Below are 22,523 nucleotides of genomic sequence, written 5' to 3'. Positions count from 1 at the left end.
CGCGGCTATTTACGCAGAAGCTTGAGGCTGAGATCCTTGAGGATACGGAAGGCGGCCTCCTGTAGCCTGTTGTTGACCCGGCGCGCGGGCTGGACAAGCTGAATGGCAAGGACCAGTTCCGGCCCGACGATTTTCCGCACGGCAAGGCCTGCCCCTGCGCCCTTGGATTCCATTGTACGGATCGATGCCACGGTGAAGCCAAACCCATCCCGGGCGAGGTCGAACATCGTATCGAGGGGATCGAGTTCGAAGACAAGGTTCAACTTCTGGCCAAGGCGCGCCAACTCGGAATCGAGCAGGACCCTCGTGCTATTGGGCCGGCATGCGACGATCATCGGCAGGGAAGCCAAGGCCTCTAGCGGCACCGGTCCGACATCGTCGAAGGCTCCCTCCGCACCGACCAAATAGAGCGATTCTTCAACGAGATCGGTGACCTCGAGCATTGGGGAAGAGGGCGCGTCGAACATGATCACCATGTCGAGACGCCCCGACAACAGCCACTCCTGCAACTGGCTGGAACGTCCATGGACCAATGTGACCTGGGCATCCGACAGTTCTTCCCGCAAACGGCGAATGAGAGCGGTTGCGATCGCGACCGAGATTGTTGCCGGCAGGCCGATCGCTACCTTGCCGGACTTGCCGGTTCGCGCATTCTCGATATCCTCATAAGTGCGCTCGATGAGCCGGAGAATACCGCGCGCATTGCTCAAAAGCCGCTCGCCAGCCTCGGTTGGCTCGACCCCTCTGCCGTTGCGGATCAGAAGCCGCTCCTTCAACTCCACTTCGAGGTTGTGGATCTGCCTGCTGAGAGCGGGCTGAGCCACGTGAAGGAAGGTGGATGCACGACTGAAACTGCCAAGTTCGGCAACGCGGACGAAATAACTCAGCTGGCGTATGTCCATCGCCGTTCCTCACCCTGAGACCGATATGCCGGTTTGCTATGTCTGATAGTCATGCAGAACATCTGGCGATAACAGAGCATACGCCATAGCCTCAATTCAACTAAATTCATCCCGGGAGGTGCAGGTGATTGACGCGTCGGAGGACGTTGCGCGCAAAGGCGGCTTACGGATCTGGGAATGCGTTCTGTGCGGCTTTCGATATGACGAGTCGCTGGGCGATCCCGATGGTGGCGTGGCGCCGGGAACCCGTTGGGAAGATGTGCCGGATGACTGGATGTGCCCGGAATGCGGTGCTCGCAAGAGTGAGTTCGACATGATTGTCGTAGGTTAACTGTCGGCATCGAGTTGGTGATTGCAATGTCAGGCGTGTTGATCCTTGGTGCATCCCATTCCGGCATCGCCGCAGCGGCTGCCTTGCGCGGGTTCGGCTATGAGGGCGTGGTCACGGTCGTGAGCAATGAGGAGACTATGCCCTACCATCGCCCGCCGCTGTCCAAAGAGGCGCTGTCCGTTGCAGAATATTCGCCGGCACTCCTGCGCCCGGAGAACTTCTATAAAACGAACCGGATCGATCTCGATCGCGGCACGACGATTGCCGACGTTGATGTCGAGAGCCGGCATGCAATTGCATCCGACGGCCGGCGATATGAGTATGACACGCTTGTATTCGCCTGTGGCGCCGAGCCGCGACGGCTGCCGCTGGAGGTCGATTCTCAAGGCGCTGCATTCTACCTAAGGACACACGACGATTTCGTCCGCCTGAGCAATCGTTTGTCGCGCGCCCGGTCGCTGGCTGTCATCGGCGGCGGGCTGATCGGCCTTGAGGTCGCGGCCTTGGCCGTTGCCAAGGGGATACGCACCACTCTCGTGGAGGCCGGCGAGCGACTGATGGAGCGGACGGTAAGCCGCTCGATGGCTGGCTATCTCCTCGATCGCCATCAGGCTAGAGGCCTGGAGGTGAAGTTGGATTCGCCTGTCGCGTCCATTCGGCGCGACAACGACCGGAACATCGATATGGTTATCCTTGGCAACGGCGAATTGATCGAGGCAGATCTCGTCGTCGCGGCGATCGGCGTTGTCCCGAACGATCATCTTGCGCGTCGCGCAGGATTATCGGTGAAGAACGGAATTCTGGCCTCTGACCAAGGACGGACCGACAATCACGCGGTCTACGCGATTGGTGACTGCGCGGCATGGTTCAATGCAGATCTCGGCCGTCATATTCGTTATGAAGCCGTCAACCCCGGTCAGGACCAGGCCAAAATCGCCGCAGCCGCGGTCGCATGCGCTCCCGTGCCGCCGCAGCGCATCCCGCGATACTGGTCTCATCAGGCCGAGATTCAGATCCAGATGGCGGGCGATATCCACAAATCCGAGACTGAGGCAGTCCTGAAAGGCCCCGTGAGCGGCGCCTTCTCGGTTCTCGGCTTGAAAGATGGCCGGCTCGTATCCGTGCAATCCGTCAATGCGGCACGACAGTTCATAAGGCTGCAGGATTTGATTGGAACGGATCGCGACACGCTTGCAACGGCGTTGGATGTGGAATTCCCTCCGCCTCGCCATTGATCCGAGGCGGCAAACGGCACAACAGGAGGAAGAGCATGAAGGCAAGCTCATATGCCGAGAACGAGCCAAAACGCTTTCGCCGGGGACAATCCTGGAAAATCAACCTCTTCGGCAAGAATTCGGATATCGCGACGCCCGATCCGCAGGCATTTCGCCTGGACTTGAATGCGCACCAGAAGCTGGATTCGCATTTTCACATCGTCGACCAGTTCCAGGTCTTCATCGCAGGCAGCGGCACCATCGGGCGCGATCAGGTGCATCTTGTCACCGTCCACTACGCCGATCACCACACCGGCTACGGCCCTTTGATCGCCGGAGCGCAAGGGCTGTCCTATCTGACCCTGCGCAGCAGGACGGATGCGGGCCTGGTGTACCTCACGACTCCGAACGTCCGCGAAAAGCTGAAGCCGACCAAGCGGCGGCACCGTGTCTCGCTTCCCGTCGCGCTTTCCATTGAACCAGTCCTTCGTGATCGCACGACGGTTTCCATCGATACCGTTGTTGAGGAACAACCTGGCGACGATGGAATGAACGTCAAGGTCATACGTCTCGGCCCTTCCATGACGGCTCAGGCTCCCGACCCAAGCGAATCTGGCGGACAATATCTGATCGTCCTCAACGGATCGCTTCTTCTCGACGGGGAAACTTACACGCCGTACTCGTTGGTCTTCGTGCACGCGAAGGATGAGGCTCCCATACTGATGGCGGGGGAAAGCGGCGTCGAGGTCATGGTCACGCAGTTTCCACGTGAAGACGATTGGATGCAATCCATCTAATCATATACATAAGGTGTCCGAAGGAAGACGGAATGGCACAGCCCGATTATGATCTCGATCTTCTGCGGCAGGAGTTCGCACCATCGGGAACCCTGCGATGCGCATTAAACCACGGCAACGTGGTTCTCGTACGCCGAGGTCCTTCGGACGACACTCCGAGCGGCGTGTCGGTGGACTTGGCACGGGAACTCGCCCAGCGGCTCGATCTCCCTATCCGATTTCGGCACTACGATAAGGCGGAAGCGGTGTCCGACGGTGCTGGATCTGATGAATGGGACGTCTGCTTTCTGGCCGTTGATCCCAAACGGGCCGAGCAAATTGCGTATAGCGATCCATACGTATTGATCGAAGGGGCTTATCTCCTCCGCCGAGGCTCGGCGGCTCTGACGCCCGGCGATGTCGACAGGCAGCAATTAAAGATCGGGGTCGTGAAAGGAAGCGCATACGAGCTGCATCTCACACGTACTGGTCAGGGAGGCAATCTCATCCGCTTCTCCAGCTTTGGAGATGCGGTTTCGTCTCTCGATGCAGGTGAACTCGACGGCCTTGGCGGGGTACGTCAAGCTATGCAGAAAGTGGCGGCGGAGCATCCGGCGTTCGAGGTGATGGTGGAACCCTTCATGACGATCCCGCAGGCGATGGGCGTCAGTGTGTTGAAACCTACTGCTGCTCGGTTCGTAAGGTCTTTCGTCAAAGACATGACGATGTCGGGGATGGTCAGCAGATCGCTTGCAGCAAGCGGACAAACCGGTGTGATCGTGCCTGCGGCATAGGACGTGCAGGAAACCGGCGATATCTTTTGGATCGACACCTCTCCGCATGGAAAGTTTCCGGTGGGCGCAGGAGGGCTCTTATCGGCAACCGCGAGTGTGATGCAGTGCCTTGAAAGATCGCGACCCTGGGGATGCGGCTGCTTGAGGTGCTGTACGTCTCCAGTATTGAAATTGTCGGGCCTCTGCCTTCGGAAATCCAGGCTTTGACCGTGTTCACGGTCGATCTTTCCGATACGCTCGGGAGACTTCAACCATCGTGATCTCCTCCAAGGTCCGAGTTTAACACAGAACGAGATGCTCACGTGGTTGGGATGTCACGTGAGTTGGGAGAGGTTACACCAATACCCGCTTCGCCGATTTCAGGTGCCCTGCTACTAGACGGCTGGGCAGGTAGCGGTACTGGTCACCGCCAGGTTCTGCGAAGATCAGTATCGAGGCACTGTAGCCGGTGCCGACCTACAGCATTCAATAATGGATATGCATGCGCTGGCCATGCCCCGTGGTCGGAAAGAATGAGCTGCGACAGATCCCACGACACTTCGTGGTTGGCTCCTAGGGATCATCACTCCCTTTCTTGGCCAGCACCATTCTGCCGCGGGCTCTGCTTGACTTGTTGGCGGCCAGATCCCTGATAAATGCCGCCGCCCACCGTGAGACATCGGAATTCCAAAGAATCTTCAGCATCGCCTGCCAGCGAGCAACCCGCTCCTCCCGGCTCATGTGCAGCGCGTGCTGAATCGCCTCCGCCACTTCGACCTTGTCGTTCGGGTTGACGATGAGTGCATCGGTGAGCTCCTCAGCAGCCCCGGCAAATTTCGACAGAATGAGAACACCGGGATCCTGCGGGTCCTGAGCCGCCACGTATTCTTTGGCCACGAGATTCATCCCATCGCGCATGGGGGTCACGAGCCCGACCCGGGCCAGCCGATAAAGGCGAGCAAGGACCGCGCGAGAATAGGTGCTCGTCACATAGTGGATCGGCACCCAGCCAGGCTCACCCAAGGAGCCGTTGATCCGCCCCAGCGTCTCATTCACGTCTCGGCTGAGGGTTGCGTACTCGGGCACTTCGCTGCGGCTTGTTGGGGCAATCTGCAGATAGGTCACCCGTCCCCGCTGATCCGGATGGCTGACCAGAAAACGCTCGAAAGCCTCCATGCGCTCAGGAATGCCTTTTGAGTAATCCAGCCGGTCAACCCCGATGATCAGCTTGCGGGACCCCAGACCCGCAATCGTCTGCTTCAGAAGCCGGGTCGAGCCGGAGCGTTGGGCTGCTTGCTGGAACCCATTGACGTCAATGCCGATTGGAGCGCTTTTGATGCGGACTCGTCGGCTTCCGACGTCGAGGAGATCTGCCCTGCGGTGGATTGCGCCAAGTTCCTGGACGAGGCTGCGTCTGAGGTTGTCGGCATCCCGCTCTGTCTGCACGCCCACAAGATCATAGTCCGGGATGACGCGCAGGAGCTCTGTACTGCCTGGAAGAGCTCCAAAAACCTCAGGAGCAGGCCAGGGAATGTGATGAAAGTACCCGATCGGGTTTGTGATGCCGACAGCCCGCAACTCGCTCGCGAGGGGGATAAGGTGATAGTCGTGAACCCAGACAAGATCGTGAGGCTGGATCAGATGGGCCAGTGCACTGGCGAAGCTCCGATTGACCCGCAAGTATCCTGCGTAGTCAGCCCGCGAGAACTCGGACAGGCCAATCCGATAATGCATGATGGGCCAGAGCGCCCGGTTGGCGAAGCCGTTATAGTACTCCTGTCGATCGAGCGATGTCAGGTCCATGACAGCATACTGCACCTGTCCCTTATCGATGATCTTGGGATGGACCGCCGGATGGGCTGCAACCTTGCCGCTCCAGCCGAACCACAGCCCCTGGTAGGCTTGAAAGGCCTCGTGCAGGGCCACGGCTAAGCCTCCTGCAGCAGCTTTTCCGGTGGCGTCCGGGATAGCTACGCGATTGGAGATGACAACGAGCCGTCGCAAATGCACCGTTCCTCCTGTAGCAGGATAGAGGGTAGCCAAGGATGAACATCGTGGCAAATCAAGCCAACCCAGTAGCGCCCTGACGATTTCTTGGGGGCTGCGATAAGCAAGACGCATCATCGTTGTCGGGCGGGCCGTTGACCGCACGGCAGTCATAGTTTGCGTTCAGCCCGACGCCACCTCCCATGAAGGCGGGGACGAGCAGGCCAGAAGGTTGGAAATCAGCGGGTCGAGGGAGGTAGGGCAGCTGGTCCTCGAGCACATCCCGTACCCTGCGGGGCGAGGACCTCGGCAATGGCGACAGCCGGAAGGGTGGCAGGCCGACCTCCTTGCGGAAGAAATCAATGTCCGGTCGCAAATCTGGTGCAGGGACGAGAAAGTAGCAGATATGTCGTGCCGCGCTCATGCGGCGAGCAGGCGAAACTTCTCGGCGAGCGATGGCTGTTGGTTGCAGGAATACTTCGCCTGCTGTTTGCGCATCATCTCGATACCGTCCAGGATAACGCGTGTACTGGCGACGGCCCTGAACTTCGTTTGTGGCGGATCCCATCCGGTTAGTTTGAAGCACTTCAGGATAGGCTCCCGTCGTCAGGCGGTTTCCTGCACGATGGTCGCCCCGTTGAGGAAGTCGGGCGCAGCATCATGCCTCGATACGCCACCTTCAGCGCCTGGATCATCAGGAGACGCTTAGACCTAAACAACATCAGGACGGCAGAATTAATCGCGTAAGTGACGATGAGAACTCCGCCCAGCTCGATGGGCGAAGAGACATGGAGGGATACCTTGATCAGAGCCAACACAGATGCACTCACCAGGAGACCACAGGCATGGGGGATTACGATTCTGGAGATGTCACCAACCCCGACGTAGCCCGCCCGTCCCGTCATGTACCAGGTGAAGGGAAGTCGCAGCGCATAATCGCTGACGACATAAGAGACGGCGACGCCAAGAGGCCCCCAGGGCAGACCGACGGCAAACGAGGCTATCGTCGACGTTGAACTCACAAGGCCGACGATACCGAGTTCCCGCATCCTTCCTTGGCTTATGAACAGCCAGCCCGTCGTCGACGTGAATGTCTGGTGCAGACCTGCGAACCCCAGCCAGGCGAATATGGGCGCTGCTTCCGCCCACTTGCTTCCGAGCAGCAGAGCGACGGTTGCATCGGAATACATCACCGCACACAACAAACCTGGTTGTACCGCAAGCATCAGGAGACTCACGCTACTGATATAGGTGAGGCGATACTCCTCCGGCTCGTCCTGCAGCCTCGAAAGAATTGGTGTCATGATGCGGCTCAACGGCCAGGTCGCCTGCGTGAGCGGCAGCAGCATGAGCTTGTAGGCCCGATCGTAGAAGCCGAGCGCGACGGCGCCATGGGCCTTGGCAATCATCAGATTGTCTGCGCTGCGTGCGAGGAAATTCAAGATATTGAACGTTGACAAGCCAGCGCCGAAACCAATCATCTGCCGCGCAGCCTCGTCCCAAACGGGTCTCCCCGGGAGCCACCGGACCGCGAGGGCGGAAACAATCAAGCTCAGGGATCGCGCGCACGCCAGCGGCACCAACAAAGCCCAGTAGCTGCGTGTGTACCAAGCGATCGCAACCCCAAGCGCAGCCCCGATGACGATGCCTAGAATGTCAAGGACGGCCAGAAGCCTGAAACGAAGGCTTCGGGTCAGGAGGGCCATAGGCTGCTCGCCGATGACGGAAACGACAGTGAGTGCCGCCCCGACCCAGATAACAGCCGTTAAACGCGGTTCCTGAAAATAGCGCGCCAGCAAGGGCGCCAGAAGGAGCAAACCGGCAGCGAACGTGAGACTGAGAAGCAGGGACAGCCAGAACAGCGTGTTGATTTGTCCTTTCGTGATCGTCTGGCGTTGAATGATCGCCTGGGTTAGGCCGAGATTCTGAATCATTGTGACGAAGCCGATGATCGGCGCCGAGGTCGCGATCAGGCCGAAGTCAGCCGGGTGCAGCAACCTGCCGAGGATCGGGGCGGTTATGAATGTAACCATCAATCTGCAGGCCTGAGCCGCCCCCATGAAGACTACGGCTCTCGCTGCTGAAACTCTTTTGGTCATCCGGCTACCTGAGGCGAGATGCACGCGATAAGAAGCGCGGGAAACGATAGTTTGATGGCTTCAGAAGCTCTGGCACTTGATCGGATCCAAAGCGACGGCTCGATCGACAAATCGCGACGCATCTGAAGTCTGTCCCAAGTTTATGAAAACGTTAAATCGTCTCAGCCGGCTGTCTGCCGGGCGTGAGAGCTGAAAAGGCTTGTATCAATCACTGCTCGATACTCCGTTAAGCTGCGGTCAAGGGAGAAGTCGTGCGCGCGCTTCCGGGCCAAGGCGGCGAAGTGCCCGTGATTGCGCGGCTCGCTCATTGTCTGAAGCGCGGCACTCATCGCGCGCTCGTTGTCAGGCGGAACCAGAATGCCGAATCTGGCCTTCGTCAACTCTGTGACTTTCGGCGCTCCCGCACCTCCCTGCAGGATCTCAGATGGGCCGGACTCGCAATCCGTCGACACGACGGGCAGTCCGAGGCTCATGGCCTCGATCATCGCATTCGGAAAGCCTTCTGCGTTGGACGGCGACACGTAGAATTGGGCCCGCGCGAGGATCGCATGGGGGTTCGCCGCGAAACCCGGTAAGTGGACCTTGTCGGAAACTCCAAGCTCGGAGGCGAGGGCTTCAAGCCTGGACCGTTCGGCTCCCTCTCCGAGGATCACGAGCGCGCTGCCGACATTCGCAGCCGCATACGCACGCAGGAGCATCGAAAAGTTCTTGTTCGGCACGAGGCGCCCTACCGCCACAATGAAATCATGAGGAAGATCGACCGAAGGAGCGATCAGAGCGGCGCGCCTGATCCTCTCCGCGTCGACAGGGTTGTGGATCGTCACCACCCGTGTGGCGGCCACGCCATAGTGTGCGACGAGATCGTCCCTGATGCCTTCCGAGACGGCGATGACCCGATCCGCATAGGGGTAGAGGCACCTGATCAGAGCTTTCTTCAGTCGACGGACCCGGTGCGACGAGAGATGGCTTGTGGTATGGACACGTTCGCTGACGACGCATGGAATTCCCACCAGCCGCGAGCAAGCAATTGCGGCGCAGTTCGATCGCGTCAGAAAACTAACCATGATGTCGGGACGCTCCAGACGAAGCAGCCTACGAAGGGCGATCATGCTCCACAGGAGGCTTCCTCCCGCATTCAGTTGAATACGGGTCACGCGCTCTGAAAGCGCGTAGTTGTCGCGTGCCTGATCGAGGGTGACGAGGGCGACCCTCCAATGCTTCTCTGCTTCCGCTATCGCGGCCGCTACAAGACACATCACCCGCTCTGCCCCGCCGCCCTCGAGGGAGTTGATGATGAAGAGAATCCTGCGGGCTCGTGCTTCTTCGACCATGAGCGAGGCATCTCCGCCTGTCGGATAGGGCTAAGCTTGATCCAAGAGGAATGATAGCACAGGCTTATGAGATCGGCCGGTCGATCGGACCAACAGCTTCGAATTGACGGGCGCTAATTTAGCAGTCCCGTGCGATCCTTGTCGGACAAATGCATTTCCGAGGCATCCTTGAAAGTCGATTCTGCTGCATTGACGCGGCGGCGCTCCATCGGAGTGACGACTTGCGAACACTTCAGATCGTGCTCCATAAAGGCAGTTACGTGCAATTCTCGGGCTAGAGCATCGGATGTGAATGTGGATGAACTTTTGGATCTATCCGATGCTCAATCCTTAACTTGTGCGGTGCGGAAAAACCGGTCCACTTTTCCGTATGATGCGCTAGGTGCATCCTCATCGGATCAGCGAACCTCGAAGGAGGGCGCCATGAAGGTGATCAAGAAGACCATCCGCGCACCACTTCGCCTTCTTGGGTTCAAAATCGTCAGGTTAACCCCGTCTGCGCGAACGCATGAACTTCCTACACGGGCGCCAGAACTTTCGGCTAGGCAGGTTTCCGAGTGCCGAGTGTTCCCCAGCCGTGAAGCTTGGCTGACAACAATTCCCAAAGGCAGCACCATCGCCGAGATCGGTGTCGCGAATGGCGACTTTTCGGAGGCTATCCTGCGCTTGTCAAATCCAGATCGAGAGAAGCGGCAGGAACTGCTCCTAGGGGCGATAAACTCATAGGTGCTCGAATGTTTCGTGGGCTAGCGAAGGTCCCGTATGGGGTACGGAAGCACTTAAAGGCTGTTCTGTTAAGCCCTTATGAACAGACTCTTCTGTCTCGAATGGAGGGGGTATTTCCTCGTGAATGCTGTCTCTGCGGCTTCAAGGGGACTTTCCGAGGCTTTTGCCATCCACCTCGGTATGATGCGCGTTGCCCGCAATGTAATAGCCTCGAACGGCATCGCCTTCTGGCGCTTTGGCTCAATAACAATCCCAGCATTTTAGAGAGCAACACGTCCGTCCTGCATTTCGCGCCAGAGGAGGTCATCAAGCAATTCGTCCAAAGAAGGACCCACTACTACAAGTCCGCTGATCTCGAGCCAGGGCGGGCTGATCTAGTACTCAACATTGAACGTATCGACCTACCTGATGCATCGTTCGACGTGATTATCTGCTTTGATGTGCTTGAACACGTTGATGATCGCAAAGCACTCGGGGAATTGCTGCGGGTGCTACGCCCTGGCGGACTTGCACTTCTCAGGACGCCCTTCGTGGAGGCCTGGTCCAAAACCTACGAGAACCCCGCGATCCAAACGCCTGCCGATCGTTTCCTGCATTTCGGCCAAGAAGACCATGTGCGGTATTTTGGGGCCGATGTTCGAGATCGCATTAGATCTGCTGGCTTCCAATTGGAAGAGTTCGTGGCGACAGAGCCGAACGTTTCCAGTTATGGGTTGCTGCGTGGTGAAACCATTTTCATTGCACGCAGGCCAGCGTGATCAGCTAGGCCGTGTGGGCGGATTGGTCGTGTATTGAGTGAGTGGCTTCCCAAATCAGTCTCGCGATGATTCTAGGCGGGTCGGCTTCAGGAGATGCGACCATGCTGACGGGAATGACCGAGGTGAACTGGACAAGGGTGCTACAGGTGTTCGCGGCTTGGTGCTCCCGGTGAGGCGCCAAGGGCCGCAATGGCCGCCGCTTCCTTGAGGCACTTCACTCCTTCACGGTCCACAACATCACATGGCGGGCTCTGCCCGCGTGCTTCGGCAACTGGAACTTGGTGTGGAAGCGGTTCTGGCGCTTGAGCCGGGCCGGCGGCGAGGTTAGCGACAGCCCTCACGTCGAAACCCTGCTTGACCTTGGGCCGGGCAGCACGCCTCGGGCGGCTGTGGAAGACAAGGGCTATGACGCGAAGGCCAACCCGCAGGCCACTCGCTCCCGTGGCATCTGCCCAGCCATTCCATAACGGATGACGACCAAAGGGAAGCCGAAGTTATTCTCAAACATACTCCACCACAGACGGGCTCGCATCGAGCAACCCATGAGACAGTTCAAGCGGTTCAAGCGGGTTGCTTCACGCTGTGAGAAGGCGGACGAGAACTACGGCTCTTTCGTTGCCCTTGCTCTCAGCTTCATCCTCATTAATCTGTCCACACGGCCCAGACATAGCCTACATTGATACAACTCATGCCTACGCGCTCATTGTGGAGGAGCTTGCCCTGTACGAGCCACTCATCAAGGCGCATGGTAGAATTGCCGGTCACGATTACTGTGAGGGTAATGCCGTGACGGGAACTCCTTATGGCGTCATTCAAGCCGTCCACGAGTTCTGCCTTGCACGGAACTGGGTTTTTGAGGCCCTCTCTCTTGCCTCTGATGGCCACATGAGTTTCAGCCTGCGCCGTGGCTAAGTAGGCCGCCATAAGTCTTGCAACGCGAGAGCTGCGGGTGTTTTCTGGGGAGCATGCAACGACATGATCACTCTCCCGAGACGTGGCTCGACGAGGCGGATCGCAAGCGGCTGGCCGCCGCGCTTGCTGGCGCCCGTGAGGCCCGTGTGTATCGCCGCCTCGAAGCGCTGCTGCTGGTGGCCGAGGGGCATTCTATGGCGGAGGCGGCCCGCCGCTGCCGCGTCAACCGCTCCAGCGTGCACCGCTGGCTGGCCCAGTACAGGGCCGAGCATGAGGCCACGGCACTGATCGACCGGCCGCGCAGCGGGCGTCCGCGCCTTCACCACACCCTCACGCCGCGGCGGCTGGCGGCGGCCCTGGCGCGCGACCCGCGCCGCTGCGGCTATCAGGCCACGAGCTGGACGGTGCCGCTGCTGGCGCACGACCTGGCCACGAAGGGCCTCGCGGTCAGCCCCCGGACCCTGCGGCGCCGGCTGCACGAGGCAGGCTATCGCTGGAAGCGCCCGCGCTACGTCTATGTCGAGCGCGCGCCTCATCTGGCGCAGAAAAAAGGGGCATCACCCGGCGTCTGAAGGCGGGCTGGCACAGAGGCGATCGGCTGCTGTGCCTCGACTGGACGCTGTTGCGGCTGTTTCCGCCGCTGCGGGCGACCTGGGCGCTCAAGGGCACTCAGGCCACCGTGCCGATCACCGGCCGCAACGCGAAGCGGGTGCTGTTTGGGGCGATCGACCTGCGAAGCGCGCGCCGGGTGGTGCTGATCCGTTCCCACGCCGGTCAGGCCGATGCCCAGGCGTTCCTGCGCGCATTGCGGCGCCGCTACCGCGGCGCCGGCTGGCTCTGGCTGCTGAGCGACCGGGCCAGCGCCCACACCGCCCCGCAGACCCAGGCGCTGGCAGACCGGTTGCGGATCCGCTTCGTGTGGCTGCCCCGGCAGGCACCCGAACTGAGCCCGATGGATCAGCTCTGGCGCGAACTCAAGCGGCTGATTGCGGCCAACCGGCAGGCCGCATCCATCGATGCCCTGGCCGCCGATGCCGCAGCCTGGGTTCTGGCGCTGACGCCACAACAAGCGTGTCGCAAGGCGGGCATGGCATCCAAACACTTCTGGCTCAGAAAGCTGTTGCAGAACTTTTGGCGACCTACTTAGCGCATCGTATGGAGCCAGAGGGGCCGCATTAGCGAGAAGTGGATCCGGCTTTTCTCTACGCAGCTCTTCGGGTCGCGCCCAACGATACGCGACTTGGGAGAAAGAGCATCGGATCGATCCCAAATGTGGAGTTTACCTTTCACGTCCGATGCTCGAGCGTGCAACAGCTCTATCGATTCTTGTTAGAACGCGACAATCGACTTCTCAAACGGGGCCGCGGTAGACAAACACCGGGTTGTTCGCGGATCGCCTGACGGTTACAGTGAAGGCGCACTGGGGCAGGTGAATTGACCCGGTCTGGATCACGCCGCTTACGTCTATCTCGATTGTTCTCGTCTCAACAATCAAGACCCAGCCGTAACCATGACTTGCAAGACTGGGAGACAGAGCTAGTTTCGATCCCTGGCAGGCCGTCAAGACCATTGACCTCTGAATTGCTTGTGCTTGCCAGTCAAGCGACCCGGTGCCACTAAACTAGAAGGGGCGGGCCTTGCTCGAGTGTCGAATCTCCTGCATGAGCAGAGCGCTGCCATGCATCGGATCAGCGGGCGATGGGTTTGACTGTCTCGCTCGAGAGCGATGGTCGCAATGTGGCCAATCGTTGATATCTCCATTGGGAAATTTCGGCCGAGGCTAACTTGCCGATTTTCCCCGTTCGCAACAGGATCGTGGCAGCGTGGTTACGTCCGATTCTCTTTTGGAGGACGACCCTATGACGACGCATGCGTTCAAGATCGGCCAACATGTCCAGGCAAAGGAAACGCCTCTGTGCAACATGCCTCATGGCACCTTCAGCATCGTCAACCTGCTTCCGTCTGCCGCCGACGGCGTTCCGCTCTACCACATCAGGCGCATTCCCGATGGAGATGAGCGGATTGTGCGTCAGTATGAGATAGAGGTGGCAAGAGGCGGTTCAGGCGACGAATTCGGGCGAGACGAAAGAATGCATTGAAGTCCGATCCCGGCGAAGAGGTCGAAGAATCGGACACCCAGCACTGTCGTAACCTACCGCCATCTTCCGTGGCCTTTCGGAGCGGCAATGCCGCGCCGGAGCATCTCCCTGCGCGTCCGAAGCATCGGACCCAAAGTAACATATCGTTCGGCGCGAGCCGAAGGTTCGCACGATGCGCTAGCGCTCGGGCTCGGCCCCGCAAGCGAGGCGGATCGTTTCCCGGATCTCGGCCGCCGTTATGGCAAACTGCACCTTGAGCAGTCCTGTCACAGGCTCCGTTTTGCTGGCTCTGGCCCGATGCAGATCGCGGTAGCGCGACCATCCGCGTCTGAGCACATGTCTCAGAACGCGCAGGGTTCTGAGGCGGCTCGGAGTGCGATTCCATGCACCGCCCACCGTACGGCGATGCTTTTTCAGCAGCTCCTCAAGTGTGGCTCGCGTAGGATGCCGCACAACTGCATTTGCTGCATAGATAAGGTGATGGCCGGCCGCTTTGACACGTCTCGAGAGATCGACGTCGGCGCCAGACCGCAACGACGCGTCAAAGCCACCTAGTTCGGTAAGGATCTCTCTGGAGATAAGCCAGTTGGCGGTCACAAATGAGTCACCCCTGCTGTTGACCAGGCCGAGATAGCTAAAACGCATCTCGTAAAGAGAGATTGGGTGCTGGTCGGCCGGATAGAGAGCCACTGGACCCGAGACCACGCCGGGATGAGTGTGCGTGTCCCAGGCTTCGATTGCCGCCTCAAGCCATTCCGGAAGCGGCAGACAATCGGCGTCGGTAAACGCGATCAGTTCGCTTTGCGAATGCGAGATGCCTGCATTGCGCGCATGGTAGGACCCGGCTGCGCGGCATCCGATGCCGCGCACTCGCAGGCCCGCACTCGCAAACGCGGAGATGACAGCCCCGATCCCCGCGCTGACGTCGTCGCCCGCCGCAGGCTCGTTGTCGACAACCACAACCTGGAAATCGCCATAGGTCTGCTTAGTAAGGCACTCCAGGCACCGCCGCAGCTCCACTTCCATCCGGTAGACCGGAATGATCAAGGAGACGCGCGCAGGGCGCGCGTCATCCGCCACGCTCGTCAGAGTGCGCCCACTGGCCGGCGTCACCGGTTCTCCCGTCGCCTCCATCTATCGCGCGTCCTGGATAATGGAGCCATTGTCCGGAGGCTTCGTGGGGATCAGCTCCTGCTGAACGAGAAGAGTGTAGAGGCGATCCGCGAGCAGACGGTGCCCCTCCGCATTGCTATGGTTGTCCCACGGTGCGACCCAGAGCGATTGCCGGTCTCGGACTTTCGCAAAGGATCCCTGAAGATCGAGAACGGGAAGCCCAGCCGTCCGCCCGATGCTCACCAAACGGTCGAATTCCGGTTTACGGGTGCGGCCATCCTTGGGGATTTCAAGCAGAACAAGCACCGGACGGGCGCCGCGCACGAGCGTGTCCTCGCGGAAACTGCGTAGCAAAGCGGTGAGAGCATCTTCTGCAAAAGGCGCCAACTTGCGCATGAGAACGTCATCCTTGGGAAGCATCGCGGGACTGAGGCCCGCCCGTTCGATTGCGTCCCCGACATAGGGAAACTGATCGAGAAGAGCATTCCGCGCGAGCTTCGATGCCGACTTGAAGATCCACAGAAGCTCGGTCGTGTTCGCGACGTACAAGACAACGTCCGGACGATACGGGAGCATACGCTGCTCGATCACGGCGAGCTTCTGGGTCGGGCCATATCCCTTGAAGGAGAAGTTCATGATCTCGAACTTCTTTCCGGTTAACGGTCCCAACTCCCGGTTCAGCCGATCCTCGACAACATTCTCATAGGTCTCGTCATCTTTTACTCCCCAGCCCATGTCATGGGACGATCCGACGAGACCGATCCGAAAGGTCCCAGAATCGTGATCGCGAGGGTACTCACGGTCTCGCAGCCCAAAGCTGTTGATCGTACGAATCGCTCCGGTCGCGGAAGTTGCCGTCGAGGGAACGAACTGCGCCTCGATGGCGTCATTTGTCTCCAATGTCGGAACAGATCCCTTCCAGTCCGCAGGGGCCACGCCGAACATCATGCCCAATTCATTGTTGAACCGGCCGGCGTCGCCGAGATCCTCATAGTATCCGCGCACCATTTTCGTTTCGTCGGCCGCATTCAGTTGGTTTCGGTCGCGCAGCTCGGTGATCAGATTCGCGAGTGCCGGCGATACCGGCTGGAGAAGAGAAGGATGCAGTGCCACGACGATGAGGAGACCGGCTGTCAGCGTCACGGCCCCAGCCTGAATCATGAAGCTCCTGTCGTCATCGCCGCCGATTTCCGTTCCGGACGTCTCGCGCTTCCTGTTCCGGAATATGGCGCCCAGGACGCCCACGGCCGCCGGAATGCCAAGGAGAATCAGGACATCCGCCAGACCCGAGTTGAGGATGGCTTGCCAGAGAATCGTGAGCTCCGCCACATCGGGCGTGCTCCAGATGGTCCAGAGCACGCAGATCGCCGTGAACGTACCCGCCGTCTTTGCGGCAAGCATGGCATCGTACCGGAATGTCCGCGCGGGCCTGGTCAGCGTCCTCTGGCGCCCTTTTCGGGATTCCAGCAGCACGTTTACCAAGACGACCAATCCCAATCCGAACCAGAACACGATGTCGGCCCACACGATCGGAAAGTCGCCTCTGATCCAGAACCACTGGTAGGAGTGGAGAAGCCATGTCGCCGCAAAGGCAATCAGGGTCGCAGTCGCGACCGCGAACGTTTCGCCTCTCTTGCGCAACCGGAAGTACGCGGGATTGAAGACGATTTTCTGTATAAAGTCCTTCCAGTATATATTGATTCGGCGCCAGAAGTCGGTGAAGCTCGTCGAGAACAGATAGAAGTGATGTGTTTCCGCAAGGCCGTACCCATACAGATGAAGGAGGCCGACGATGATGTGAAATAGGCCGGAAATCTTCAAATACAGCAGGAACGTTGAGACCATATACCTCGCCGCATCGGTTCCAGTGACGACGCCTCCCGGCTCGACCACGGCCAGAAAGTAGACGGCCTTATACAGGATCAGGTGGATCAATCCGCGAAGAATCCACTTCACACCCGTTTGGTAGAGGCGCAAGGGGTCTGCATTATAGAAGCTGCGCTGGAAGGTCTTGTAATCGACAACTGGGAAGAGCGGCATGCAGACGCTCGGCAGCATGAAGAAGTAAGCCACAGCGCGGCTTGCGCTGAAAGGCGCGGCTTCGTGCTTGAGGTCATAGAGGTAGACGATCAATCGAAACATGAACATCGATCCCAGGATCGGCCAGATCGTCGGTGGGATCGCGGCGAATGCGGGAAGCATCTGCTTGCGTGCGACAGCCAGAGCAAGCGCCAGGGCCACGATCAGCGCAACACGGACATGAAATGCGACCGGTATGTGGCAGAGCGCGATCAGTAGCCCCCCGAAGGCGAGCAGCCACGTGCCGGCCTGCCACCCAAAGACGAGCGGCACAGCGGCCACCGACAGCGCTGCGAAGAATGAAATTCGCCACGGTACGGGCAGAAAGTGATGGATGAGAAAGCCGCCGAGAGCCAGCGTGAGCACGGATTCGAAAGCGGGACTCTCAACATTGAGGAGTCTGACCGCGACCGCAACGAGCGTGAGTTCGATGACGATGGTCCCGAGCCTCAGAAGGCGACCGAATGTCAAATCGTGGCGCACCTGCGCCCAGTAGGCCTCAACGGCGCCATGCTCCTTGGAAGGCGGGCTCCCGGCAAGGACGTTATCGGCTTCGGCTGACTGCGCCGAGCGCACTGATGTGACAGGAGCCTCCACCGCCTTGGCCTCCGTTATAAGTCGTTCCCGGTTGTCCGGTTCTCATGGATGGCAGTTAGAGCGTCGATCCCAAAAGTGGACCCCAGTTTGGGATCGACCCGATGCTCGATCCCTTCAACGGCGCAACGCCCGGCACCCGGAAGGACCGCACGATGCTCCTTCTCTTGGCCGGAGCATCGTCCAGCAGGGAAGACGGGCCCGCTTTTCGCTGACACGGACCTTCGGATTCGCACGATGCGCTAGCCATGACGATCTTTGGCCGTGCCGCGGTGGGAGGTCCAGTCCATGCCGGCTGCTAAACTAGTTATTGGGCGGCGGTATCTGGCCGATCGACCGCCCGGCGCGCTTAAGGAATCGATCCGACGCTCTATGTCGCGGTAAGTATATCGTCCCGTATCAACTGTCTTGACGCATTTTGGTAAAAAGCAAGTCAGCCACCTGGATGATCTTGGCCGTTCCTTAATTCAGGAGGCCACTAGTTTTTTAGAAGAGAGCTATCTAGAATCGGGAATAGTGCAGATCATTCGACGCTGCGAGCCAGATGGAGCAGCTTTCATGACAGATCAGGGCGCCACGATGTCCATCATCAAGGACTACCTCCTTGAGGAATTCCTTCCGGGAGAAGACCCAGGGCAGCTCACGCCCAGCACGCCACTGGTATCGACAGGCATCCTTGATTCCTTGGCGATGTTGAAGCTGGTTGCATTTCTCGAGCGCGAATTCGACATCCCGATCAAAGCCCATGAGGCCGACGAGGAGCATCTGAATACGTTGCAGACCATTTGTGAGCTCGTCGACTCGAAGCGTTCGCTCGTGCGCTAGAGCGTCAATCCCTTAAGCAGCGCACCGTTCTATGCGGGAAACCCGGTCCACTTTTGGGTACGATGCTCGAGGCCGTGCGGCGGAGGATCTCTTAGATGAAACTCCATCAATATCTTCTCGATGCCGCGCATCACTGGCCTGACAAGGTCGCGATCCAGGAGCTCGACGGCAGCTCTATGACATATGAGGCTCTCGATACTCAGTCCAATCGGCTGTGTGACCGATTGATCAGCCTCGGCGTTCAGCCTGGCGATCGTGTCGGCTTCTGGCTTCACAAGTCGATTGACGCCGTCGTGACACTATTCGCAATCCTGAAAGCTGGTGCGGCGTATGTTCCGATCGATCCAACCGGACCGGCTGCGCGCAACAATTATATCCTTGCCGATTGCCGGGTGGCCGCCATCGTGATTGAGAAGCGCTTCGAGCCGATGCTCGAAGCGCATGACGAGGAGTGGCGTCCCGCTATTCTCGTCATCGATAGGGTGGAAGGCAGCACTCAAGCGCGAGCTAAGCTCGCCTGCAATATCGGAACAGGGTCGTCTTTCGCCGTATCTCAAGCTGAGACTGACGATCTGGCTTTCATCCTTTACACTTCCGGCTCCACGGGCAAACCAAAAGGCGTCCAGCTCACGCATGGCAACGCGGCAAGTTTCGTCGTGTGGTGCGCGAGAACCTTTGCTCTAACGTCATCGGACCGGTTTTCGTCTCACGCCCCGTTCCATTTTGACCTGTCAGTCTTCGATATCTTCAGTTCCGTGAAGCACGGTGGAACCTTGCTCATCATCGGTGAGGAAGTTGGAAAGCAGCCTTACGAGCTCGCTCAGCTGATTGCAGATCACAGAATCACGGTCTGGTACTCGGCTCCTTCGATCCTGAGCCTTGTGGCCCAGTTTGGGCAGCTCGACACGCGTGATTACTCGGCGCTGAGGCTCGTTCTGTTCGCTGGCGAGGTGTTTCCTATCAATCACTTGAAACTACTGACAGCATATTGGCCGCATTCACAGTACTTCAATTTGTACGGCCCGACCGAAACGAATGTCTGTACATATTACCGAGTCCAAATGCCCATTCCGGCCGAACAGATGGAGCCGGTGCCAATCGGAAAGGTCTGCTCGCATCTTGAAGGTATCGTTCTTCAGGCTGATGGAACCGAGGCGAGCGACGGGGCCGAGGGCGAGCTGTGCATATGCGGGCCTGCGGTCACGAGGGGCTACTGGAATTTGCCAGAGCAGTCGCAGCGGTGCTTCGTCGAGGTGCGGGGCAAGAAGTATTACCGGACTGGCGACATCGTTCGCGAGGAGGCGGGCGGTAATCTTCGTTACCTCGGTCGAAAGGACAGAATGATCAAGAAGCGCGGGTTTCGTGTCGAACTGGGGGAAATCGAGGTATGCCTCTACCGCCATCCGGGCATTCGGGAAGCTGCCGTTGTTGCGTTGGCGGACGACAGCGTCGGAATGAGGGTCCATGCCCACATCGTGTCCAAGGAAGGGAAGCCCTTATCGTTGATTGACATGAAGACATTCTGCTCCGAGCACATCCCGATCTACATGATTCCGGACCGGTTCAGCTTTCATTCCTCGCTTCCCAAGACCTCAACCGACAAGATCGACTATCAAACCCTGAAAAGCTGGAGCGGGAGCTGATCCGTGGACTTCTCCTGGTCCGATGAACAGATGCAGCTACGGGAAGCCGTCAAAAGCTTTGCCCGTGACGAGTTGAATGAAGGTCTGCGCGAGCGGGACAAGCGGGGCGAGTTCAACCGCGAAGGCTGGCACAAATGTGCCAAGTTCGGGATTCATGGACTTCCCATCCCGGCGGAATACGGTGGGATGGGGGCCGATCCGCTGACGACGGTCGGGGTGCTCGAGAACCTTGGCTATGCGTGCAGAGACAACGGATTGCTGTTCTCGATCAACGCCCACATGTGGACGGTCGAGATCCCGATTCTCGATTTCGGGTTGGAGCCGCAAAAGCGTAAATACCTGCCCGACCTCAGCAACGGCACTCTGATCGGTGGAAACGCGATGACGGAGCCCGACTCGGGATCGGACGCGTATAGCCTCCGGACGACGGCGGAGCGGCGCGGCGACCGGTATGTGCTGAATGGCAGCAAAACCTTCGTCTCCAACGGCAATGTCGCGGACCTTATCGTCGTGTACGCCACCCTCGATCGGTCTGCCGGGCCAAGTGGCATCTGCGGCTTTCTCGTCGAGAAAGAGTATCCTGGCTTTCAAGTCGGGCGTCCTCTCGAGAAAATGGGTCTCCGCACATCGCCGATGGCTGAACTGTTCTTCGACGACTGCGAGGTCCCGGCGGAAAATCGCCTTGGACGGGAGGGAAGCGGCCAGAGTCTTTTCACGCATTCCATGAGCTGGGAACGAGCCTGCATCCTTTCCAATGCCGTCGGAGCGATGCAGCGACTGCTCGACATATCGATCCGCTATGCGAGAGACCGGAAACAGTTCGGCCAATCCATCGGTAAATTCCAATTGGTGAGCAGCAAGATCGTCGATATGAAGATGCGGGTCGATCAAGCGCAAGCAGCGCTGTATCGAACGGCTTGGCTCCAAACCAAAGGGCGAAACGTCTATCTCGAAGCATCTCTGGCGAAGCTCACAATCAGCGAGAACTGGGTACGATGCGCGGAGGATGCCATCCAGATCCACGGCGGCTACGGTTACATGGTGGAATCGGAAGTCGAGCGCGAGTTGCGCGATGCACTGGGCAGTCGGCTATACTCGGGAACGTCGGAAATTCAGCGAGTGCTCGTCGCCTCCCTCCTGGGTCTATAGAGCCATCTTTCACGAGGCGGCCCATGAGAGCCGTTGCCCTGATGGGGCCACAGAAGCATCGGGGCGTGCAAGATGGGTGGCCCTTGCCCTCCGGTTGACTCCTCGACGGTCCTTCCCACATGAGCATGAGCTAGCTCGAAACGGCTGAACACCTCACCGGCGCCTCAGCCAGCCTTCGGTAATCTACTGCCCTGCGGCGGACGTGACACGGAGGGGCCATCATTGGAAGCGTTACCGGATCGCGCTCAAGGCCAGGAGCATCGGACCCAGAAGCGGTCTCCCCTTTTGGAAGCGATGCAATGCTCAATCCCTCAAGGAGCGCATCGTTCGACGCAACCCGAAAGTTCGCACGATGCGCTAGCCTCGCGCCTCTTCAAGAGGGCGCAATGGCGTCTGGATCGCCTGGCGTTGAACATCCGGTCTACTGCCGCACGCGCCACTATGGTATGGCGTATCAGGACCGGTGGCCGACAGCACCCTCTGCCAGGAAAGCTTGTCGTATCCCTAACCTCCTATCCTCCCCGGTTCGCTACTCTTCCTCTGACACTGAGGTCCCTGCTATGCCAGACCGTCAAGCCGGACCGCATCGTTCTTTGGGTGTCCCATGACGACGAACCAATAATCCCCGAGGCCGTGCGCCGGCTCACTTCATACGGCGTGGAGATTCGCACCACCGACGACATCAAGTCGTTCAAGAAAATCATCCCGGCTGTCAGGGCATTTCCCGACGCCTTCATCGTGACGGCGGACGACGATGTCTATTACGGGCCACACTGGCTGGAAGACTTGACCTTGGCTTCTTCCGGCCGAATGGGCTTGATCGTCTGTTACCAAGCACGCGAAATTCAGCGGGATGACCAGGGGAAATTGCAGCCTTATGAACAATGGCCCTATCTGAGCGAACCCAGAGATTCGGCGACGGCATTTCCGGTAGGACGCGGAGGCATTCTTTACCCGCCCGGAGCGTTGTCCTCCGAAATTGCTGACGAAGCGGCGTTTCTTGAGCTCTGCCCGCAAGCCGACGATGTCTGGCTGTACTGGATGGGGAGGCGCGCAGGTAGCACCTATAGGAAGATCCAGCAATCCGAAGGCCTATGGGACTGGCCAGGTTCGCAGAAGACCGCCCTTTTTCGCGAAAATCTCTTGGCAAGCATGAACGACCGGCAGATCGATGCGGTCGCGCAGCGCTACGGATACCCCGATTTTTAGCGTA

The 22,523-nt window shown here is 59.0% G+C and carries 20 protein-coding genes; 14 read left to right on the top strand and 6 right to left on the bottom strand.

Annotation, left to right across the window (positions count from 1 at the left end; all coding sequences use genetic code 11):
* Nucleotides 1-5: 5 nt before the first annotated feature.
* Nucleotides 6-902 carry a LysR family transcriptional regulator gene (locus BB934_RS08765; RefSeq protein ID WP_099509286.1) on the bottom strand — a complete coding sequence of 299 codons (897 nt, stop codon included), beginning with the start codon at nucleotides 900-902 and terminating at the stop codon, nucleotides 6-8.
* A gap of 124 nt (nucleotides 903-1,026) precedes the next feature.
* Between BB934_RS08765 and BB934_RS08760 the strand changes: the two genes are divergently transcribed.
* Genes BB934_RS08760 through BB934_RS08745 form a run of 4 tightly spaced genes read left to right on the top strand, consistent with a single transcriptional unit; the run spans nucleotide 1,027 to nucleotide 4,017 of the window.
* Nucleotides 1,027-1,233: a rubredoxin gene (locus BB934_RS08760; RefSeq protein WP_472436437.1), complete on the top strand. Its 207-nt coding sequence runs from the start codon at nucleotides 1,027-1,029 to the stop codon at nucleotides 1,231-1,233.
* Nucleotides 1,234-1,259: 26 nt separating this feature from the next.
* Entirely contained in the window at nucleotides 1,260-2,468 is a 1,209-nt protein-coding gene (locus BB934_RS08755) for an NAD(P)/FAD-dependent oxidoreductase (RefSeq protein WP_099509285.1), read from the top strand.
* Entirely contained in the window at nucleotides 2,465-3,244 is a 780-nt protein-coding gene (locus BB934_RS08750) for a hypothetical protein (protein WP_237050222.1), read from the top strand. Before BB934_RS08755 ends, BB934_RS08750 begins: the two co-directional genes overlap by 4 nt.
* 32 nt (nucleotides 3,245-3,276) lie before the next feature.
* On the top strand, nucleotides 3,277-4,017 hold the full coding sequence (locus tag BB934_RS08745) for a transporter substrate-binding domain-containing protein (RefSeq protein ID WP_099509283.1): 741 nt from the start codon (nucleotides 3,277-3,279) through the stop codon (nucleotides 4,015-4,017).
* 552 nt (nucleotides 4,018-4,569) lie between these two features.
* Here BB934_RS08745 and BB934_RS08740 read toward each other — a convergent pair.
* The 3 genes from BB934_RS08740 to BB934_RS08730 all read right to left on the bottom strand — a co-directional run bounded on the left by BB934_RS08740 (nucleotide 4,570) and on the right by BB934_RS08730 (nucleotide 9,412).
* Nucleotides 4,570-6,000 carry an alpha,alpha-trehalose-phosphate synthase (UDP-forming) gene (locus BB934_RS08740; RefSeq protein ID WP_162299149.1) on the bottom strand — a complete coding sequence of 477 codons (1,431 nt, stop codon included), beginning with the start codon at nucleotides 5,998-6,000 and terminating at the stop codon, nucleotides 4,570-4,572.
* Between the two features lie 569 nt (nucleotides 6,001-6,569).
* Nucleotides 6,570-8,081, bottom strand: a complete 1,512-nt coding sequence (locus BB934_RS08735; protein WP_099509282.1) for a lipopolysaccharide biosynthesis protein — start codon at nucleotides 8,079-8,081, stop codon at nucleotides 6,570-6,572.
* A gap of 161 nt (nucleotides 8,082-8,242) precedes the next feature.
* Entirely contained in the window at nucleotides 8,243-9,412 is a 1,170-nt protein-coding gene (locus BB934_RS08730; RefSeq protein ID WP_099509281.1) for a glycosyltransferase, read from the bottom strand.
* Between the two features lie 423 nt (nucleotides 9,413-9,835).
* Between BB934_RS08730 and BB934_RS08725 the strand changes: the two genes are divergently transcribed.
* The 6 genes from BB934_RS08725 to BB934_RS08695 all read left to right on the top strand — a co-directional run bounded on the left by BB934_RS08725 (nucleotide 9,836) and on the right by BB934_RS08695 (nucleotide 13,907).
* Nucleotides 9,836-10,138, top strand: a complete 303-nt coding sequence (locus BB934_RS08725; protein WP_099509280.1) for a hypothetical protein — start codon at nucleotides 9,836-9,838, stop codon at nucleotides 10,136-10,138.
* Nucleotides 10,139-10,239: 101 nt separating this feature from the next.
* Nucleotides 10,240-10,896, top strand: coding sequence for a class I SAM-dependent methyltransferase (locus BB934_RS08720; RefSeq protein WP_157934098.1), 657 nt, complete (start codon nucleotides 10,240-10,242; stop codon nucleotides 10,894-10,896).
* A gap of 236 nt (nucleotides 10,897-11,132) precedes the next feature.
* Nucleotides 11,133-11,363: a hypothetical protein gene (locus BB934_RS50880; protein ID WP_418294748.1), complete on the top strand. Its 231-nt coding sequence runs from the start codon at nucleotides 11,133-11,135 to the stop codon at nucleotides 11,361-11,363.
* A gap of 498 nt (nucleotides 11,364-11,861) precedes the next feature.
* Nucleotides 11,862-12,380: a helix-turn-helix domain-containing protein gene (locus tag BB934_RS08705; protein WP_237050067.1), complete on the top strand. Its 519-nt coding sequence runs from the start codon at nucleotides 11,862-11,864 to the stop codon at nucleotides 12,378-12,380.
* Between the two features lie 50 nt (nucleotides 12,381-12,430).
* Nucleotides 12,431-12,955, top strand: a complete 525-nt coding sequence (locus BB934_RS08700) for a transposase (RefSeq protein ID WP_237050221.1) — start codon at nucleotides 12,431-12,433, stop codon at nucleotides 12,953-12,955.
* A gap of 712 nt (nucleotides 12,956-13,667) precedes the next feature.
* Nucleotides 13,668-13,907 (top strand): hypothetical protein, encoded by a 240-nt coding sequence (locus tag BB934_RS08695; protein WP_099509275.1) that lies wholly within the window; start codon nucleotides 13,668-13,670, stop codon nucleotides 13,905-13,907.
* Nucleotides 13,908-14,084: 177 nt separating this feature from the next.
* On the opposite strand, the gene BB934_RS08690 is transcribed toward BB934_RS08695, so the two are convergent.
* Both BB934_RS08690 and BB934_RS08685 read right to left on the bottom strand, forming a co-directional pair.
* Nucleotides 14,085-15,041 (bottom strand): glycosyltransferase family 2 protein, encoded by a 957-nt coding sequence (locus BB934_RS08690; protein ID WP_099509274.1) that lies wholly within the window; start codon nucleotides 15,039-15,041, stop codon nucleotides 14,085-14,087.
* On the bottom strand, nucleotides 15,042-17,696 hold the full coding sequence (locus BB934_RS08685; RefSeq protein ID WP_157934097.1) for an SGNH/GDSL hydrolase family protein: 2,655 nt from the start codon (nucleotides 17,694-17,696) through the stop codon (nucleotides 15,042-15,044).
* Nucleotides 17,697-18,101: 405 nt separating this feature from the next.
* On the opposite strand from BB934_RS08685, the gene BB934_RS48820 reads away from it, so the two are divergent.
* The 4 genes from BB934_RS48820 (at nucleotide 18,102) to BB934_RS08665 (ending at nucleotide 22,519) form a co-directional block, all read left to right on the top strand.
* Nucleotides 18,102-18,518 carry an acyl carrier protein gene (locus BB934_RS48820; RefSeq protein WP_210422140.1) on the top strand — a complete coding sequence of 139 codons (417 nt, stop codon included), beginning with the start codon at nucleotides 18,102-18,104 and terminating at the stop codon, nucleotides 18,516-18,518.
* A 95-nt stretch (nucleotides 18,519-18,613) separates the two neighbouring features.
* Nucleotides 18,614-20,161, top strand: coding sequence for an amino acid adenylation domain-containing protein (locus tag BB934_RS08675; RefSeq protein ID WP_099509272.1), 1,548 nt, complete (start codon nucleotides 18,614-18,616; stop codon nucleotides 20,159-20,161).
* A 3-nt stretch (nucleotides 20,162-20,164) separates the two neighbouring features.
* The gene (locus tag BB934_RS08670; RefSeq protein ID WP_099509271.1) at nucleotides 20,165-21,310 is read left to right on the top strand and encodes an acyl-CoA dehydrogenase family protein; all 1,146 of its coding nucleotides are present in this window, start codon (nucleotides 20,165-20,167) and stop codon (nucleotides 21,308-21,310) included.
* Nucleotides 21,311-21,907: 597 nt separating this feature from the next.
* Nucleotides 21,908-22,519 carry a glycosyltransferase family 2 protein gene (locus BB934_RS08665; protein ID WP_157934096.1) on the top strand — a complete coding sequence of 204 codons (612 nt, stop codon included), beginning with the start codon at nucleotides 21,908-21,910 and terminating at the stop codon, nucleotides 22,517-22,519.
* Nucleotides 22,520-22,523: the final 4 nt, after the last annotated feature.

It is taken from the genome of Microvirga ossetica (genome assembly GCF_002741015.1).
Classification (GTDB): domain Bacteria; phylum Pseudomonadota; class Alphaproteobacteria; order Rhizobiales; family Beijerinckiaceae; genus Microvirga; species Microvirga ossetica.
This window is presented reverse-complemented; position numbering and strand designations above follow the sequence as displayed.

Coding starts and splice junctions, on each gene's coding strand:
- BB934_RS08765 (WP_099509286.1), bottom strand. CDS start 902: ATGGACATACGCCAGCTGAGTTATTTCGTCCGCGTTGCCGAACTTGGC.
- BB934_RS08755 (WP_099509285.1), top strand. CDS start 1,260: ATGTCAGGCGTGTTGATCCTTGGTGCATCCCATTCCGGCATCGCCGCA.
- BB934_RS08745 (WP_099509283.1), top strand. CDS start 3,277: ATGGCACAGCCCGATTATGATCTCGATCTTCTGCGGCAGGAGTTCGCA.
- BB934_RS08735 (WP_099509282.1), bottom strand. CDS start 8,081: ATGACCAAAAGAGTTTCAGCAGCGAGAGCCGTAGTCTTCATGGGGGCG.
- BB934_RS08730 (WP_099509281.1), bottom strand. CDS start 9,412: ATGGTCGAAGAAGCACGAGCCCGCAGGATTCTCTTCATCATCAACTCC.
- BB934_RS08725 (WP_099509280.1), top strand. CDS start 9,836: ATGAAGGTGATCAAGAAGACCATCCGCGCACCACTTCGCCTTCTTGGG.
- BB934_RS08720 (WP_157934098.1), top strand. CDS start 10,240: ATGGAGGGGGTATTTCCTCGTGAATGCTGTCTCTGCGGCTTCAAGGGG.
- BB934_RS08705 (WP_237050067.1), top strand. CDS start 11,862: ATGCAACGACATGATCACTCTCCCGAGACGTGGCTCGACGAGGCGGAT.
- BB934_RS08695 (WP_099509275.1), top strand. CDS start 13,668: ATGACGACGCATGCGTTCAAGATCGGCCAACATGTCCAGGCAAAGGAA.
- BB934_RS08690 (WP_099509274.1), bottom strand. CDS start 15,041: ATGGAGGCGACGGGAGAACCGGTGACGCCGGCCAGTGGGCGCACTCTG.
- BB934_RS08675 (WP_099509272.1), top strand. CDS start 18,614: ATGAAACTCCATCAATATCTTCTCGATGCCGCGCATCACTGGCCTGAC.